The organism is Enterobacter quasihormaechei, from assembly GCF_004331385.1.
Classification (GTDB): Bacteria; Pseudomonadota; Gammaproteobacteria; order Enterobacterales; family Enterobacteriaceae; genus Enterobacter; species Enterobacter quasihormaechei.
The window spans coordinates 117291-133971 of the sequence record NZ_SJON01000006.1; the positions used below are offsets into that span (position 1 = coordinate 117291).

General features: G+C 57.1%; 18 protein-coding genes. 10 read left to right on the forward strand and 8 right to left on the reverse strand.

All coding sequences use genetic code 11. The features are described 5' to 3' along the window. Window positions 1-31: 31 nt before the first annotated feature. On the reverse strand, window positions 32-1765 hold the full coding sequence (gene argS, locus E0L16_RS10555) for an arginine--tRNA ligase (RefSeq protein WP_131636881.1): 1734 nt from the start codon (window positions 1763-1765) through the stop codon (window positions 32-34). A gap of 237 nt (window positions 1766-2002) precedes the next feature. Here argS and E0L16_RS10560 point away from each other — a divergent pair, with 237 nt between their 5' ends. Together E0L16_RS10560 and cutC are read left to right on the forward strand one after the other, a co-directional pair. Beyond that, window positions 2003-2563: a VOC family protein gene (locus E0L16_RS10560; protein WP_063450119.1), complete on the forward strand. Its 561-nt coding sequence runs from the start codon at window positions 2003-2005 to the stop codon at window positions 2561-2563. A 69-nt stretch (window positions 2564-2632) separates the two neighbouring features. Beyond that, complete coding sequence (gene cutC / locus E0L16_RS10565) at window positions 2633-3376, forward strand: copper homeostasis protein CutC (RefSeq protein ID WP_131636882.1); 744 nt, start codon at window positions 2633-2635, stop codon at window positions 3374-3376. Window positions 3377-3551: 175 nt separating this feature from the next. On the opposite strand, the gene cmoB is transcribed toward cutC, so the two are convergent. From cmoB to E0L16_RS10590, 5 genes are read right to left on the reverse strand one after another with little or no spacing between them, the layout of a single operon-like run. Beyond that, entirely contained in the window at window positions 3552-4523 is a 972-nt protein-coding gene (gene cmoB, locus E0L16_RS10570) for a tRNA 5-methoxyuridine(34)/uridine 5-oxyacetic acid(34) synthase CmoB (protein ID WP_131636883.1), read from the reverse strand. After that, window positions 4520-5263 carry a carboxy-S-adenosyl-L-methionine synthase CmoA gene (cmoA, locus tag E0L16_RS10575; RefSeq protein ID WP_131636884.1) on the reverse strand — a complete coding sequence of 248 codons (744 nt, stop codon included), beginning with the start codon at window positions 5261-5263 and terminating at the stop codon, window positions 4520-4522. The genes cmoB and cmoA overlap by 4 nt, the downstream gene beginning before the upstream one ends. Window positions 5264-5303: 40 nt before the next feature. After that, complete coding sequence (locus tag E0L16_RS10580; protein ID WP_063450115.1) at window positions 5304-5699, reverse strand: MAPEG family protein; 396 nt, start codon at window positions 5697-5699, stop codon at window positions 5304-5306. Window positions 5700-5750: 51 nt separating this feature from the next. Beyond that, window positions 5751-6569: a DUF72 domain-containing protein gene (locus tag E0L16_RS10585; RefSeq protein WP_131636885.1), complete on the reverse strand. Its 819-nt coding sequence runs from the start codon at window positions 6567-6569 to the stop codon at window positions 5751-5753. After that, window positions 6566-7132: a hydrolase gene (locus E0L16_RS10590; RefSeq protein ID WP_063450113.1), complete on the reverse strand. Its 567-nt coding sequence runs from the start codon at window positions 7130-7132 to the stop codon at window positions 6566-6568. The genes E0L16_RS10585 and E0L16_RS10590 overlap by 4 nt, the downstream gene beginning before the upstream one ends. A 263-nt stretch (window positions 7133-7395) precedes the next feature. Here E0L16_RS10590 and aspS point away from each other — a divergent pair, with 263 nt between their 5' ends. From aspS to ruvB, 6 genes are all read left to right on the forward strand, one after another. Beyond that, window positions 7396-9168, forward strand: coding sequence for an aspartate--tRNA ligase (gene aspS, locus E0L16_RS10595; protein ID WP_131636886.1), 1773 nt, complete (start codon window positions 7396-7398; stop codon window positions 9166-9168). Between the two features lies 1 nt (window position 9169). Next, entirely contained in the window at window positions 9170-9613 is a 444-nt protein-coding gene (gene nudB, locus E0L16_RS10600; RefSeq protein WP_063450111.1) for a dihydroneopterin triphosphate diphosphatase, read from the forward strand. 27 nt (window positions 9614-9640) lie between these two features. Then, on the forward strand, window positions 9641-10381 hold the full coding sequence (locus E0L16_RS10605; protein WP_006176049.1) for a YebC/PmpR family DNA-binding transcriptional regulator: 741 nt from the start codon (window positions 9641-9643) through the stop codon (window positions 10379-10381). 34 nt (window positions 10382-10415) lie between these two features. Then, the gene (ruvC, locus tag E0L16_RS10610; protein WP_003859749.1) at window positions 10416-10937 is read left to right on the forward strand and encodes a crossover junction endodeoxyribonuclease RuvC; all 522 of its coding nucleotides are present in this window, start codon (window positions 10416-10418) and stop codon (window positions 10935-10937) included. An 81-nt stretch (window positions 10938-11018) separates the two neighbouring features. Next, entirely contained in the window at window positions 11019-11633 is a 615-nt protein-coding gene (gene ruvA / locus E0L16_RS10615; protein ID WP_023312236.1) for a Holliday junction branch migration protein RuvA, read from the forward strand. 8 nt (window positions 11634-11641) lie between these two features. After that, window positions 11642-12652 (forward strand): Holliday junction branch migration DNA helicase RuvB, encoded by a 1011-nt coding sequence (ruvB, locus tag E0L16_RS10620; protein WP_003859753.1) that lies wholly within the window; start codon window positions 11642-11644, stop codon window positions 12650-12652. Between the two features lie 65 nt (window positions 12653-12717). On the opposite strand, the gene znuB is transcribed toward ruvB, so the two are convergent. Both znuB and znuC read right to left on the reverse strand, forming a co-directional pair. After that, window positions 12718-13503, reverse strand: a complete 786-nt coding sequence (znuB, locus tag E0L16_RS10625) for a zinc ABC transporter permease subunit ZnuB (RefSeq protein WP_063450110.1) — start codon at window positions 13501-13503, stop codon at window positions 12718-12720. Next, a complete protein-coding gene (gene znuC / locus E0L16_RS10630; RefSeq protein WP_063450109.1) occupies window positions 13500-14255 on the reverse strand; it encodes a zinc ABC transporter ATP-binding protein ZnuC in 756 nt (251 codons plus the stop codon). The genes znuB and znuC overlap by 4 nt, the downstream gene beginning before the upstream one ends. A 77-nt stretch (window positions 14256-14332) precedes the next feature. On the opposite strand from znuC, the gene znuA reads away from it, so the two are divergent. Further along, on the forward strand, window positions 14333-15277 hold the full coding sequence (gene znuA, locus E0L16_RS10635) for a zinc ABC transporter substrate-binding protein ZnuA (protein ID WP_129741652.1): 945 nt from the start codon (window positions 14333-14335) through the stop codon (window positions 15275-15277). Between the two features lie 15 nt (window positions 15278-15292). Continuing rightward, the gene (mepM, locus tag E0L16_RS10640; RefSeq protein ID WP_006811031.1) at window positions 15293-16612 is read left to right on the forward strand and encodes a murein DD-endopeptidase MepM; all 1320 of its coding nucleotides are present in this window, start codon (window positions 15293-15295) and stop codon (window positions 16610-16612) included. Window positions 16613-16681: the final 69 nt, after the last annotated feature.

Consider the following 16681-nt stretch of genomic DNA (forward strand, 5'->3'; position numbering starts at 1 on the left):
TAAAAAACCCGGCGCTTGCCGGGTTTCTTTTTTACATACGTTCTACGGTTTCGATACCCAGGGTCTCCAGACCCAGCTTCAGGGTTTTCGCTGTCAACTGCGCCAGCTTCAGGCGGCTGTTACGCACCGCTTCGCTCTCGGCAGAGAGGATAGGGCAGTGTTCGTAGAAGCCAGAGAACAGACCGGCCAGATCGTACAGGTAAGCACACATAACGTGCGGCGTACCGTCACGGGCGACCACGGAGAGCGTCTCTTCGAACTGAAGCAGACGTGCGGCCAGCTGTGCTTCCCGGTCTTCGGTAATAGTCACCGGGGCGTTCGCCAGCACGCTTTCGTCGATATTCGCTTTACGGAAGACGGAGAGCACGCGGGTGTAGGCATACTGCATGTAAGGCGCCGTGTTGCCTTCAAATGCCAGCATGTTGTCCCAGTCGAAGATATAGTCGGTGGTACGGTTCTTGGAGAGATCCGCGTATTTCACCGCACCGATGCCCACGGCGTTAGCCAGTTTTTCCAGCTCGTCAGCAGGCATATCCGGATTCTTCTCGGCCACCAGGCGACGCGCGCGTTCCAGCGCTTCATCCAGCAGATCGGAAAGCTTCACGGTGCCGCCCGCACGGGTTTTGAACGGCTTACCGTCTTTACCCAGCATCATGCCGAACATGTGGTGTTCCAGCGGCACGCAATCCGGTACGTAGCCCGCTTTACGCACGATTGTCCACGCCTGCATCAGGTGCTGGTGCTGACGGGAGTCGATGTAATACAGCACGCGGTCCGCATGCAGGGTTTCATAACGGTATTTCGCACAGGCGATATCGGTGGTGGTGTACAGATAGCCGCCATCCTTTTTCTGGATGATGACGCCCATCGGTTCGCCTTCCTTGTTTTTGTACTCATCAAGGAATACCACCGTTGCGCCTTCGCTTTCCACCGCCAGATGTTTGGCTTTCAGGTCCGCCACAATGCCTGGCAGCATCGGGTTATACAGGCTTTCACCCATCACGTCGTCGCGGGTCAGGGTCACGTTCAGACGGTTATAGGTGAGCTGGTTCTGGGACATAGTGATGTCCACCAGCTTGCGCCACATCTCGAGGAAGTACGGGTCGCCGCCCTGGAGTTTCACCACGTAGCTGCGCGCGCGCTCGGCGAAGGCTTCGTCTTCGTCATAGTGTTTTTTGGCTTCACGGTAGAACCCTTCCAGGTCCGCCAGCGCCATTTCGCCCGCATTTTCCTGCTGCTGTTTTTCCAGATACGCGATCAGCATGCCGAACTGAGTGCCCCAGTCGCCTACGTGGTTAGCGCGGATCACCTTGTGCCCCATGAATTCCAGGGTACGTACGGCGGCATCACCAATGATGGTGGAGCGCAGGTGGCCGACGTGCATCTCTTTCGCCACGTTTGGCGCAGAGTAGTCAACCACCACGGTCTGCGGCTCTGGCTGAGTCACGCCCAGACGGTCAGACTTCAGCGCCGCGCCAACGTGGCTTGCCAGGAACGCTGGCTCAAGGAAAATGTTGATAAAGCCCGGACCGGCGATTTCGGTTTTGCTGGCGATGCCGGTGAGATCCAGATGCGTCAGTACCTGCTCAGCGAGCTGTCGCGGCGGCATGCCCAGTTTTTTAGCCACTGCCATCACGCCATTAGCCTGATAGTCGCCAAACTGTACTTTTGCTGACTGACGAACCTGTGGTTCGCAATCCGCAGGCGCGCCTGCGGCAATCAGTGCCTGACTGACTTTTTCTGAGAGAAGAGCCTGAATATTCACCTGGATACCTTACATTTTTGATGCGGGTAAAAACGCCCGCGCCAGTTTAAGAATTTAGGGCGGGAGTATACTGCAAATGCCTTCGGGCGTCAGCCCTGCCGGGGCCGAAGATTGTTCAGAATCCAGGCGAAGACGGTGTGCATAAACATGCAGTCGAAAAAACCGTGATTCTGCGGTTGGTCGAATGAGGGCAACAGAGTAAATTAGCGGCTTTGCGACACGAGACGAGACTGACCTATGGCGAACTGGCACACCCTTGACGAACTGCATGATATTTCCGCAGATTTACCACGCTTCACCCAGGCGTTCACAGAACTTGCCACCCGTCTCGGGCTGGATATCGCGCCGCTTGACGCCGATCACATTGCTTTGCGCTGCCACCAGAACGCCACCGCCGAACGCTGGCGGCGTGGCTTTGAGCAGTGCGGCGAGCTGCTCTCAGAGAATATCATTAACGGCCGCCCGATTTGCCTGTTCAAACTTCACGAGCCGGTAAGCGTCGCCCACTGGCAATTCACCGTTGTTGAACTGCCCTGGCCGGGAGAAAAACGCTATCCACACGAAGGCTGGGAGCATATCGAAATTGTTCTGCCGGGGGAGCCAGAGACGCTGAACGCGCGTGCGCTGGCGCTGCTCTCTGACGAGGGCTTAAGCCAGCCGGGTATTTTTGTGAAAAGCAGTTCACCAAAAGGGGAGCGCGAACGTTTACCAAACCCTACGCTTGCCGTTACGGACGGGAAAGTGACGGTGAAATTCCATCCCTGGACTATCGAGCAGATCGTCGCCAGCGAAGCGTGAGCGTTGATCCAGACAGGAATCGGGCAACGTGCCACGATGGTGCGTTGAGCGAAATTTAAGGAGAGAGATATGGCGCTGCTGGAAATTTGTTGTTACAGCGTGGAGTGTGCCGTTACTGCGCAACGGCAGGGGGCCGATCGCATCGAGCTTTGCGCGGCACCGAAAGAAGGTGGATTAACCCCGTCCTCTGGCGTGCTGAAATCAGCGCGTGAGGCCATCACCATTCCGGTGCACCCGATTATTCGCCCGCGCGGGGGGGATTTTTGTTATACGGCGGGTGAGTTTAGCGCCATGCTTGAGGATATTGCCCTCGTCCGTGATTCAGGTTTCCCGGGGCTGGTGACCGGCGTGCTGGATGAAGACGGCAACGTCGATCTTCCGCGCATGCGCCAGGTTATGCGCGTTGCCCGGGGAATGGCGGTCACTTTTCATCGTGCGTTCGATATGTGTAAAGATCCGATGCAAGCCTTTGATACGCTGGCAGAACTGGGCGTGGCACGCGTTCTGACGTCAGGCCAGCAGTCCTCGGCTGAAAAAGGACTGAAATTAATTACGGAACTAAAAGCACATTCCGGTGTTCCAATAATCATGGCGGGCGCGGGAGTACGCGCCAGCAATCTGGAACTGTTTTTAAACGCAGGGGTGGAAGAGCTGCACAGCTCGGCGGGTAAATGGATACCTTCGCCCATGCGTTATCGCAATACAGGGTTGTCAATGTCGACGGATGCTGAAGCGGATGAGTACTCGCGCTACGGTGTGGATGGAGAGTCGGTTGCGGTAATGAAATCGCTGATTGAACGTCATCACGTGTAGCAACGTACCGATTTTTACCGCGCATCATGTCGCCCAATATGATGCTTGCTTGTACCAGGCCCCTGCAATTTCAACAGGGGCCTTTTTTTGTCCTGTGCCCGGTGGCGCTGCGCTTATCGGGCCTACAAAAGCGAGAGCAGGCCGGGTAAGGCGTAGCCGCCACCCGGCTAAAAGATTACGGCTTGGTCGCAATCAACACCGCACGCATCGGGGCTGGATAACCTTCGATGGTTTTACTGTGATCGTCCGGGTCGAGGAACTGCTCCAGCGATTCGGTGATCATCCAGTCGGTGCGGCGCTGCTCCTCAATCGACGTCACGCACACATCGGCAATGCGTACATCGATAAAGCCACATTTCTCCAGCCAGTTCTTCAGCGCCAGCGCGGAAGGGATGAAGTAAACGTTGCGCATCTGCGCGTAGCGGTCGCCCGGCACCAGAACCGCATGCTCATCGCCTTCGATAACCAGCGTTTCCAGCACCAGCTCGCCGCCGCTGACCAGCTGATCTTTCAGCTGCCACAGATGCTCCAGCGGGGAACGACGGTGGTACAGCACGCCCATGGAGAATACGGTGTCAAAGGCTTTCAGGGCCGGAAGTTGCTCGATGCCCAGCGGCAGCAGGTGCGCGCGCTGGTCGTTGCCGAGCAGCTTTCGCACGGCTTCAAACTGGCACAGGAACAGCTGCATCGGATCGATACCCACCGCCAGATGCGCGCCCGCGCCGATCATGCGCCACATGTGATAGCCGCTGCCGCAGCCCACGTCCAGAATGGTGCGCCCGCTCAGGTCGGACAGATGAGGCAGAACGCGATCCCACTTCCAGTCGGAACGCCACTCGGTGTTGATGTTCACGCCGTACAGCGAGAACGGCCCTTTGCGCCACGGCATCAGGTTACGCATCAGCGTTTCGATACGGTTAATCTGCCCGGCCGGGAGCGGCGCTTCGCTTTCTGCCGTCACGCTGTGCAGTAAATCCAGACGATGAGGCGTCAGTTCAGGCAGAAACTCCACGGCGTTTGACCACTGTTTCAGCAGGCCATGCTGCTGATCGCGCTGCCAGGTGGCAATTTGCGCAGGCAGGGTCTCCAGCCAGTGGGAGAGGTGGTTTTTGGCAATCAGCTGATAGAAATTACCGAACTCGATCATGCTGCGTCTCCGGCCTTCAGCGCTACCAGAGAGCCAAAGTTAAAGCACTGGAACCACAGTTCGCTGTGTTCGAATCCGGCTTTGTGCAGGCGCGCTTTGTGAGTTTCCACGGAGTCCGTCAGCATCACGTTCTCCAGCATGCTGCGCTTCTGGCTGATCTCCAGCTCGCTGTAGCCGTTAGCACGCTTGAAATCGTGGTGCATGTTAAACAGCAGCTCGCCTACGCTGGCGTCTTCAAAGCTGAATTTCTCGGAAAGCACCAGCGCGCCGCCCGGGTTGAGGCCTTGATAAATTTTATCCAGCAGCCGCTGACGATCGTCCGGCACCAGGAACTGCAAGGTAAAATTCAGTACCACCATCGAGGCGTTCTGGATGTCGATATCGCGGATATCGCCTTCTACTACCTCCACTGGCGTAGGGGCTTTATACGCGTCAATGTGTCGACGGCAGCGTTCAACCATAGCCGGAGAGTTATCGACGGCTACGATCTTGCAGCCTTCGTGATGAACGTTACGGCGGATGGACAACGTTGCCGCACCCAGCGAGCAGCCCAGGTCATAAACCTGCGTGCCGGGTTGAACGAAGCGTTCAGCCAGCATGCCGATCATGGAAATAATATTGGAATAACCGGGAACAGAGCGCTGGATCATATCCGGGAAGACTTCGGCTACCCGTTCATCAAAGGTCCAGTCGCCCAGGCTGGCGATAGGCGCGGAAAAAAGCGTGTCGCGATCTGACATAACGTAAAAATCCGGGAAAAATAAAGGGGCATATTGTGCGCTAACGGAAGGAGAAAACCAACTCCCACGGCATATACCAAAGGTTAGCCAGCACCATCAGCAAAAGCGAGCACCAGGTCGCGCTCATGCCGGAACGACGCCAGCGTATAAGGCGTTGGTGAAAACCGTAATAATGCATTAAGCGTCCGGCAATCAGCAGCAGCCCGCAGACGTGCACCATCCAGGTTTCTGCGCCATCCATTTCCATTAACAGCAGTAAAATTAACGCGACGGGGATGTACTCGACCGCGTTGCCGTGGATGCGGATTGCGCTTTGCAGCTCAGAAAAGCCCCCGTCACCGTAGGAGACGCGGTACTGCATTCTCAGGCGCACAACATCAAATGAAAATTTAATCAGCAGTAATGCACCTAACACCGCATACAGCGCGCTGACCATACTAACTCCCTGTTTTTGGCAGATGGCACGTCTCTATGATAGGGGGTGATGTCAGAAAAGAGAAGATTGTTGTGGGATGGAGGGGGCGGGGCCAACCGACGGAACCGCATGCTGCAAGGCCTGCCAGAGAGCATCGACCAGTTCAGGCGCCTGGGCAATATCCGGCGTATGTAAAAACAGGTACGGAGTGGTGGTCTGCTCCCATTTCGCGAGCGTTTGCAGCCAGACGGCGAACATCGCCTGGTTTTGCTGCATGTTATCGCTGCCGATAAACCGCACCATTGGGTTTTTGGCCGTCACGATCGCGTGGACGGGCACTTTCGGTTTTTTGCGCTGGGCATCAACAATGGCTTCGCTGTGCGGGATTGCGCTGTGCACGGGCCGGCTGTCGAGGATCGCCCGGTTGACAGAGCGATCTAACAGACCGCGATTCAACACTTTTTCCGCCTCGCCTTTAGCAAAGAATTCCGGATGCCTCACTTCCACGCCGTAGGTAAAGTCATGCGGCAACGCGTCGAGAAACTGCCAGAGAGCAGGCAGGTCGCGCGGGCCAAACGTGGCGGGAAGCTGGAGCCAGTACTGTCCAATCCGGCTGGCCAGAGGCGACATACGGGTGAAAAACTCGTGGGTTAAATCATCGCAGTTGCGCAGCGCGGCGTTGTGGGAGATGGTTGCCGGGAATTTAAAGCAAAAGCGAAAGTCGTCGGTGGTTTGCTCGCGCCAGCGTTCGACGATCTCCGCGCGGGGCAGGGCGTACAGCGTGGTATTGCCCTCCACGCAGTTAAAGTGTCGGGCATACTCTTCAAGGTTGGTAATACCCAGGCGCACCCATTTCGGGTGCGACCACTGGGGCAGGCCCACGTACATCATAGCGCGCTCAGGATCTCATCCGTGCTGCGCACGCGACCGATACGCGGGAAGATATGGGTCATGCTGCCCTGATGCTGGTCCGCAGAGGCTGCGCTGCACGCGTCTTCCGCGATGACCAGGTTAAAGCCCAGCTCCCAGGCGTTACGGGCGGTGGATTCCACACCGATGTTGGTGGAGATCCCGCACAGAATGATCGTGTCGATTCCGCGACGGCGCAGCTGAAGCTCCAGATCGGTGCCGTAGAAGGCGCCCCACTGGCGTTTGGTGACTTCAATATCGCTGTCGCGTTTACCGAGCGAGACCGGATACGTCCACCAGTTGTCCGGCAGCGCCTGCGCCGGGGCCTGAGCATCAACCGGCTGTTTTAACGCTTCGGCAAAATCAGCGGACCAGCCGACGCGCACCATGACCACCGGCGCACCGCTGGCGCGGCATTTTTCCGCCAGACGCGCAGCGCGGCTTACGACATCGTCAGCGGTGTGCGGACCCCCGGCAAAAGGCAGGATCCCTTCCTGTAAATCAATGACCACGAGGGCGGTTTTGGTGGCATCAAGCGTCAACATTGTTACTCCAGTCAAATCAGTTGCTTTTCTACACCTTACGACGGTATGGCCTGTTATCGGTCGGATAATTTTGTTAATTTTTGTGAGAATAGGCAATAAGAGCACAGCAAACGCGCGTCAGGCCGTGCTTCGCTCTTATCGTCCGGCAGAATTTCCAGTATAATAGCCGCCTTTTTTCATCCAGTTGTGACATACAGAAAGCTGCGACATCGTAGCCTGCAAGACAGGCAACAATCAGCCTGCGGCTAATTAAGGGATATCTCATGCGTACAGAATATTGCGGGCAGCTGCGTCAGTCCCACGTCGGGCAGCAGGTTACCCTGTGTGGTTGGGTCAATCGTCGTCGCGATCTTGGTAGCCTTATCTTTATTGATATGCGTGACCGCGAAGGTATCGTTCAGGTGTTCTTCGATCCGGATCGCGCTGATGCGTTGAAGCTGGCTTCTGAGCTGCGTAATGAGTTCTGCATTCAGGTGACGGGCACCGTGCGTGCGCGTGACGAAAAAAACATCAACGCCGAGATGGCGACCGGCGCTATCGAAGTGCTGGCGTCCGATCTGGTGATTATCAACCGCGCGGAAGCGCTGCCGCTGGACTCCAACCACGTCAACACCGAAGAAGCGCGTCTGAAATACCGCTACCTGGATCTGCGTCGTCCGGAGATGGCTCAGCGCCTGAAAACCCGTGCGAAAATCACCAGCCTGGTGCGTCGCTTTATGGACGATCACGGTTTCCTCGATATTGAAACCCCGATGCTGACCAAAGCCACGCCGGAAGGCGCGCGCGATTACCTGGTGCCATCCCGCGTCCATAAAGGCAAATTCTATGCGCTGCCGCAGTCTCCGCAGCTGTTCAAGCAGCTGCTGATGATGTCCGGCTTCGACCGCTACTACCAGATTGTAAAATGCTTCCGCGACGAAGACCTGCGCGCTGACCGTCAGCCAGAATTTACCCAGATCGATGTGGAAACCTCCTTCATGACCGCCGAGCAGGTGCGTGAAGTGATGGAAGCGCTGGTGCGTAGCCTGTGGAACGACGTGAAGGGCGTTGAGCTGGGCGATTTCCCGATCATGACCTTCGCGGAAGCCGAGCGTCGCTACGGTTCCGACAAACCAGACCTGCGTAACCCGATGGAGCTGGTGGACGTGGCTGACCTGGTTAAAGACGTGGAGTTCGCGGTCTTTGCTGGCCCGGCTAACGATCCGAAAGGCCGCGTGGCTGCCCTGCGCGTACCGGGCGGCGCGTCCTTAAGCCGTAAGCAAATTGACGACTACGGCAACTTCATCAAGATCTACGGCGCGAAAGGTCTGGCCTATATTAAAGTGACCGAGCGCGCGAAAGGTCTGGAAGGCATCACCAGCCCGGTGGCGAAATTCCTGAACGCGGACATCGTGGAAGCGATCCTTGAGCGCACCGGTGCCCAGGACGGCGACATGATCTTCTTCGGCGCAGACAACAAGAAAGTTGTTGCTGACGCAATGGGCGCGCTGCGTCTGAAGCTCGGTAAAGACCTGAATCTGACCGACGAAAGCAAATGGGCGCCGCTGTGGGTTATCGACTTCCCGATGTTTGAAGACGACGGTGAAGGCGGCCTGACCGCGATGCACCACCCGTTCACCTCGCCAAAAGACATGACGGCGGCGGAGCTGAAGGCAGCACCGGAAGATGCGGTAGCGAATGCCTACGATATGGTTATCAACGGCTACGAAGTGGGCGGCGGCTCCGTGCGTATTCACAGCGGTGAAATGCAGCAGACCGTGTTCGGCATTCTGGGCATTAACGAGCAGGAGCAGCGCGAGAAGTTTGGCTTCCTGCTGGACGCCCTGAAGTACGGTACGCCTCCGCACGCGGGTCTGGCCTTCGGTCTTGACCGTCTGACCATGCTGCTGACCGGCACCGACAACATCCGTGATGTTATCGCCTTCCCGAAAACCACCGCAGCGGCGTGTCTGATGACCGAAGCGCCAAGCTTTGCCAACCCGGCCGCGCTGGTCGAGCTGGGCATTGAGGTGGTGAAGAAGGAAGAGAAAAACTGATATGGCATACAAGCTTCCCGTTTCTGTCTTAGTTGTCATTTATGCCCTGGACACGAAGCGGGTGCTGATGTTGCAGCGGCGCGACGATCCTGATTTCTGGCAGTCGGTTACCGGCAGCCTGGAAGAGGGGGAGACCGCGCCGCAGGCCGCCGCGCGTGAAGTAAAGGAAGAGGTCGCCATTGACGTTGCTCGCGAGCAACTGACCCTGAAGGACTGTCAGCGCACGGTGGAGTTTGAAATTTTTAGCCATTTACGTCATCGCTATGCGCCGGGCATTGAGCGCAATACGGAATCGTGGTTCTGCCTTGCGCTTCCCCATGAGCGGGAGATCGTGTTCACTGAACATCTGACCTACCGCTGGGTCGATGCGGCGGATGCCGCCGCACTGACCAAGTCATGGAGCAACCGGCAGGCGATTGAAGAATTTGTAATTAACGCTGCCTGAGAAGGCGCGATTTTTGGAGAACTTTTTATGGCAGGTCATAGTAAGTGGGCCAACACCAAACACCGTAAAGCGGCACAGGATGCCAAGCGCGGTAAAATCTTTACCAAAATCATTCGTGAGCTGGTGACAGCGGCGCGTCTGGGCGGCGGCGATCCGGCCTCTAACCCGCGCCTGCGTGCGGCGGTGGATAAAGCCCTGTCCAACAACATGACGCGCGACACCCTGAACCGCGCCATCGCACGTGGCGTGGGCGGTGACGAAGACGCGAACATGGAAACTATCATTTATGAAGGTTACGGCCCTGGCGGTACGGCGGTAATGGTTGAATGCCTGTCTGACAACCGTAACCGTACCGTTGCGGAAGTGCGCCACGCGTTCACCAAAACCGGCGGTAACCTGGGCACTGACGGCTCCGTAGCTTACCTGTTCAGCAAAAAAGGCGTCATCTCCTTCGAGAAAGGCGACGAAGACGTCATCATGGAAGCGGCGCTGGAAGCAGGCGCGGAAGACGTGGTGACCTACGACGACGGTGCGATTGACGTTTACACCGCGTGGGAAGAGATGGGTGCCGTGCGCGATGCGCTGGAAGCGGCTGGCCTGAAGGCGGATAACGCTGAAGTGTCCATGATTCCGTCCACCAAAGCGGATATGGATGCGGAAACCGCACCTAAGCTGCTGCGTCTGATCGACATGCTCGAAGACTGCGACGACGTACAGGAAGTGTATCACAACGGTGAAATCTCTGATGAGGTGGCTGCGACGCTGTAATGCGCCAGCCTGAACCGTTTACGGGAGACGCGTGATGTCGATTATCCTTGGGATTGACCCCGGCTCGCGCGTCACCGGCTATGGCGTTATCCGTCAGGTGGGACGCCAGCTAACCTACCTCGGCAGCGGCTGTATTCGCACTAAAGTGGACGATTTGCCGTCGCGCCTGAAGCTCATTTATGCGGGCGTGTCGGAGATCATCACCCAGTTCCAGCCGGACTATTTCGCCATCGAGCAGGTCTTTATGGCGAAGAACGCGGATTCGGCGTTAAAGCTCGGTCAGGCGCGCGGCGTGGCGATTGTTGCCGCCGTGAACCAGGATCTGCCGGTATTTGAGTACGCGGCCCGTCAGGTTAAACAGACGGTAGTGGGCATCGGTAGCGCGGAGAAAAGCCAGGTGCAGCATATGGTGCGCACCCTGCTGAAGCTTCCCGCGAACCCGCAGGCCGACGCCGCGGATGCGCTGGCGATTGCGATTACCCACTGCCACGTCAGCCAGAACGCGATGCAAATGAGCGAGTCGCGGCTCAATCTGGCGCGAGGCAGGTTACGATAATAAGAAATCAGGCTGGATGTTTATCCAGCCTTTTTTTATTATGTCGCCAGTTAACACTTTTCCAGAACGCAGGAGCGTCACGTGATAGGCAGACTCAGAGGCATCATCATTGAAAAACAACCCCCGTTAGTGCTGCTGGAAGTGGGTGGCGTGGGCTATGAAGTCCATATGCCGATGACCTGCTTCTACGAGCTGCCCGACGCGGGCAAAGAGGCGATTGTTTTTACCCAGTTTGTCGTGCGTGAAGACGCTCAGCTGCTGTACGGCTTCAATAATAAACAGGAACGCACCCTGTTCCGTGAATTAATCAAAACCAACGGCGTCGGGCCGAAGCTGGCGCTGGCGATTTTATCCGGTATGTCAGCCCCGCAATTTGTGAACGCCGTTGAGCGCGAAGATCCGGCTGCGTTGATTAAACTTCCGGGCATCGGCAAGAAAACCGCCGAGCGCCTTATCGTCGAGATGAAAGACCGCTTTAAAGGCCTGCATGGCGATCTGTTCACCCCGGCCGCCGATCTGGTGCTGACGTCACCGGGCGGGCCAGCGACGGATGACGATGCCGAGCAGGAAGCGGTTGCCGCGCTGGTAGCGCTGGGCTATAAACCTCAGGAGGCCAGCCGGATGGTGAGTAAAATTGCTAAACCGGACGCCAGCAGTGAAACCCTGATTCGTGAAGCGCTGCGCGCTGCATTGTGAGGTAAAGGATGATTGAAGCAGACCGCCTGGTATCGGCAGGCACCATTCAGCCAGATGACGTGGTGGATCGCGCGATCCGTCCAAAACTGCTGGATGAGTACATCGGCCAGCCGCAGGTTCGTTCCCAGATGGAGATTTTCATCCAGGCGGCAAAGCTGCGCGGCGATGCGCTCGATCACCTGCTGATTTTTGGTCCGCCGGGCTTAGGTAAAACCACCCTGGCAAACATCGTCGCCAACGAAATGGGCGTAAATTTGCGTACCACTTCCGGCCCGGTGCTGGAAAAAGCGGGCGATCTGGCGGCGATGCTGACCAACCTCGAACCGCACGACGTGCTGTTTATCGATGAAATCCACCGTCTGTCGCCGGTGGTGGAGGAAGTGCTCTATCCGGCAATGGAAGATTACCAGCTGGATATCATGATTGGCGAAGGGCCGGCGGCGCGCTCCATTAAAATCGATCTGCCGCCGTTTACCCTGATTGGCGCCACGACGCGCGCCGGGTCGTTGACCTCTCCGCTGCGCGACCGCTTTGGCATTGTCCAGCGTCTGGAGTTTTATCAGGTGCCCGATCTCCAGCACATTGTGGGCCGCAGCGCGCGCTACATGGGGCTGGATATGAGCGAAGAGGGGGCGTTTGAAGTGGCGAAGCGTTCCCGCGGTACGCCGCGTATTGCCAACCGCCTGCTGCGTCGCGTGCGCGACTTTGCCGAAGTGAAGCACGATGGCACCATATCGGCTGAGATTGCCGCCCAGGCGCTGGACATGCTGAACGTGGATGCCGAAGGCTTTGACTATATGGACCGCAAGCTGCTGCTGGCGGTACTGGATAAGTTCTTTGGCGGGCCGGTAGGGCTGGATAACCTGGCGGCGGCGATTGGCGAAGAGCGTGAAACCATTGAGGACGTGCTGGAGCCGTATCTTATCCAGCAGGGCTTCTTACAGCGTACCCCGCGCGGTCGTATGGCGACGGTGCGAGCGTGGAATCATTTCGGGATAACGCCGCCGGCGATGCCTTAAATCATGCCGGGTGGCGGAACGTTTTTGTAGCCCCGGTAAGCGAAGCGCTACCGGGGACATGCTGACTACTGCGCGGTCTTTTTCATCATACTGAAAACAAACAATACCGCTGCGCTCAATACCACCGACGGTCCTGCCGGCGTGTCATAAAACGCTGAGAAGGTTAGCCCGCCCGTCACGGCGATCATCCCGATAACCACCGCGATACCGGCCATTTGCTCTGGGGTACGTGCAAAACGGCGCGCCGTGGCGGCAGGGATAATCAGCAGCGACGTGATAATCAGTGCCCCGACAAACTTCATCGCCACGCCAATGGTTAATGCCGTGACCAGCATCAGCAGCAGCTTCACGCGCTGAAGCTTTACGCCGTCGACAAAGGCCAGATCCGGACTGACGGTCATCGCCAGCAAATTTCGCCACTGCCACAGCAATATGCCCAGCACCACCACTACGCCAATGGCAATGGAAACCAGATCCTCTGGCGTAACGGCAAGCAGATCGCCAAACAGATAGGCCATCAGGTCAACGCGGATGTTTGACATCAGGCTCACCACCACCAGGCCCAGCGACAGGGCGCTGTGCGCCATAATGCCGAGCAGGGTATCAATTGCGAGGTGAGGGCGTTTTTCCAGCCAGACCAGACCGGCGGCCAGCAGCAGCGTGACGACTATCACCGCATAGAAGGGGTTCACGTCCAGCAGCAAACCAAACGCGACGCCCAGCAGTGAAGCATGGGCCAGCGTATCGCCGAAATAGGACATTCTGCGCCACACGACAAACGAGCCGAGTGGACCCGCGGCGCAGGCAAGCATAATCCCGGCCAGCCAGCCGGGCAGTAACAGTTCAATCATGAGTGTCCATTTCCCCGACGCAGGACAATTCGTCCCTGTAAATCATGGCGGTGATTGTGATTATGGCGATAAATGCCCAGCTGTTCGGCGCCACGATGGCCAAACATGGAGATAAATTCAGGATGCATTGACACCACTTCCGGCGTACCGGAACAGCAGATGTGGTGGTTCAGGCACAGCACTTCGTCGGTTTTCGCCATCACCAGATGCAGGTCATGGGAAACCATCAGCACCGCACAGTTCAGTTCACGGCGAAGCTGGTCGATGAGGTCGTACAGCGCAACCTGACCGTTAACGTCAACGCCCTGCGTCGGCTCGTCCAGCACCAGCAGCTGAGGGCTGCTGAGCAGGGCGCGGGCAAGCAATACGCGCTGGGTTTCCCCGCCCGAAAGCTTTTGCAGAGGGGCATCGACGAGGTGGCCCGCCTGAACGCGCTTCAGGGCCGGGAGGATATCCGCTTTTCGCGTACCGGGGCGCAGGCGCAGGAAGCGGCTCACCGTCAGGGGCAGCGTGGCGTCGAGATGCAGTTTTTGCGGCACATAGCCGATACGCAGTTTGTCTTCGCGGGCGATCAGCCCTTCATCAGGCGTGACCAGGCCTAGCACGACGCGCACCAGCGTTGATTTACCCGCCCCGTTAGGGCCGAGCAGCGTCAGTATTTTGCCGGGCTTCAGAACCAGCGACACGTCAGAAAGGACGCGGCGCTGGCCGAATGAGACCGACACATTTTCAAGAGAAACTAAAGTCGTCATGTCAATTTAAGCTTGCAGAAGTTATCGAATGTTATAATATCACATTCCACACATTCATTACGATGATTAGTCGCATTATGTTACAGAAAAATACGCTTCTTTTCGCTGCTTTATCCGCTGCACTTTGGGGTACAACCGCACAAGATGTTAACGCTGCCGTTGTCGCTTCGCTTAAACCGCTAGGCTTTATCGCCGCTGCCATCGCCGATGGGGTCACGGAGACCCAGGTCCTGCTGCCTGACGGCGCCTCCGAGCATGATTATTCTTTACGCCCGTCCGACGTAAAACGCTTACAGAACGCGGACTTAGTTGTCTGGATCGGTCCTGAGATGGAAGCCTTCATGCAGAAAACGGCGAAACAAGTTCCCGCCGCGAAACAGGTGGCGATTGGTGAGCTGTCCGGCGTGAAACCGTTGCTCATGAAAGGATCTGAGGACGACGGTGACGAACACGACCACGGTCATGCTCACGACGAAAAAGGTGACGACCATCACCATCACGGCGAGTACAACATGCATCTCTGGCTTTCCCCAGAGATAGCGCGGCTTTCAGCGGTTGCAATCCACGACAAATTAGTGGAACTTATGCCGCAAAGTCGAGTCCAACTCGACGCCAACCTGAAGGATTTTGAGGCTCAGTTAGCCGCAACCGATAAACAGGTAGGTAACGAGCTCGCACCGCTTAAAGGAAAAGGGTACTTCGTTTTTCATGATGCTTACGGCTATTACGAAAAACATTACGGTCTGACCCCGCTGGGGCATTTTACCGTCAACCCTGAAATTCAGCCTGGTGCGCAGCGTTTACATGAAATCAGAACACAGTTGGTTGAGCAAAAAGCGACATGCGTTTTTGCTGAGCCACAGTTCAGGCCAGCGGTCGTAGAAGCCGTGGCCAGGGGAACATCCGTGCGCATGGGAACCCTTGACCCGCTAGGTACGAACATCCAGTTGAGCAAAGCGAGCTATTCGCAGTTCCTCAGCCAACTGGCGAATCAGTATGCGAGCTGCCTGAAAGGAGATTAACGAGGAAGTGAATACGTGCAACAGATAGCCCGCTCTGTCGCCCTGGCATTTAACAATCTGCCTCGACCCCACCGCGTTATGCTGGGGTCGCTTACAGTTCTCACCTTAGCGGTCGCCGTCTGGCGGCCCTATGTTTACCACCCGAGTTCTGCCCCTATCATCAAAACCATCGAACTGGAGAAGAGCGAAATCCGCTCTCTGCTGCCCGAGGCCAGCGAGCCTATCGATCAGGCCGCTCAGGAAGATGAAGCGATTCCCCAGGACGAGCTGGATGACAAAATCCAGAATGAAGCCGGCATTCATGAATATGTGGTCTCGACGGGCGACACGCTGAGCAGCGTGCTTAACCAGTACGGTATCGATATGGGCAACATCAGCCAGCTTGCCGCCTCCGATAAAGAACTGCGTAACCTGAAAATTGGTCAGCAGCTTTCCTGGACCTTAACCCCCGATGGCGATCTGCAACGTCTGACCTGGGAAATGTCCCGCCGCGAAACCCGCACTTACGATCGCACGGCAAACGGTTTCAAAATGACCAGTGAAATGCAGCAGGGCGACTGGGTGAATAGCGTCATGAAAGGGACCGTTGGCGGCAGCTTTGTTTCCAGTGCACGCGATGCCGGTCTGACCAGCGCTGAAATCAGCTCGGTGATCAAAGCCATGCAGTGGCAGATGGATTTCCGCAAACTGAAAAAAGGCGATCAGTTCTCTGTCCTGATGTCCCGCGAAATGCTGGACGGCAAGCGCGAGCAGAGCCAGCTGGTAGGCGTGCGTCTGCGTTCAGATGGCAAAGACTACTACGCTATTCGCGCGGAAGACGGTAAGTTCTATGACCGCAGCGGTACGGGCCTGGCAAAAGGCTTCCTGCGTTTCCCAACGGCTAAACAGTTCCGCGTCTCCTCCAACTTCAACCCGCGTCGTCTGAACCCGGTAACGGGCCGCGTAGCGCCGCACCGTGGCGTTGACTTTGCCATGCCGCAGGGTACGCCAGTGCTGGCGGTAGGGGATGGTGAAGTGGTGATGGCGAAACGCAGCGGCGCTGCTGGCTATTACGTTGCTATCCGTCACGGTCGTACGTACACCACCCGCTACATGCACCTGCGTAAACTGCTGGTCAAACCGGGCCAGAAAGTGAAACGCGGCGACCGCATTGCGCTGTCCGGGAACACCGGCCGTTCGACGGGCCCGCACCTGCACTACGAAGTGTGGATCAACCAGCAGGCGGTTAACCCGCTGACGGCGAAACTGCCGCGCACCGAAGGGCTGACCGGGAAAGATCGCAAAGATTACCTGGCGCAGGTGAAAGAGGTGATGCCACAGCTGCGCTTCGACTAAGCTAACACCCTCAAAAATAAGCCGGCGTCAGTGTGCGCCGGCTTTTTCTTTTGTACGCGGACGGCTGCC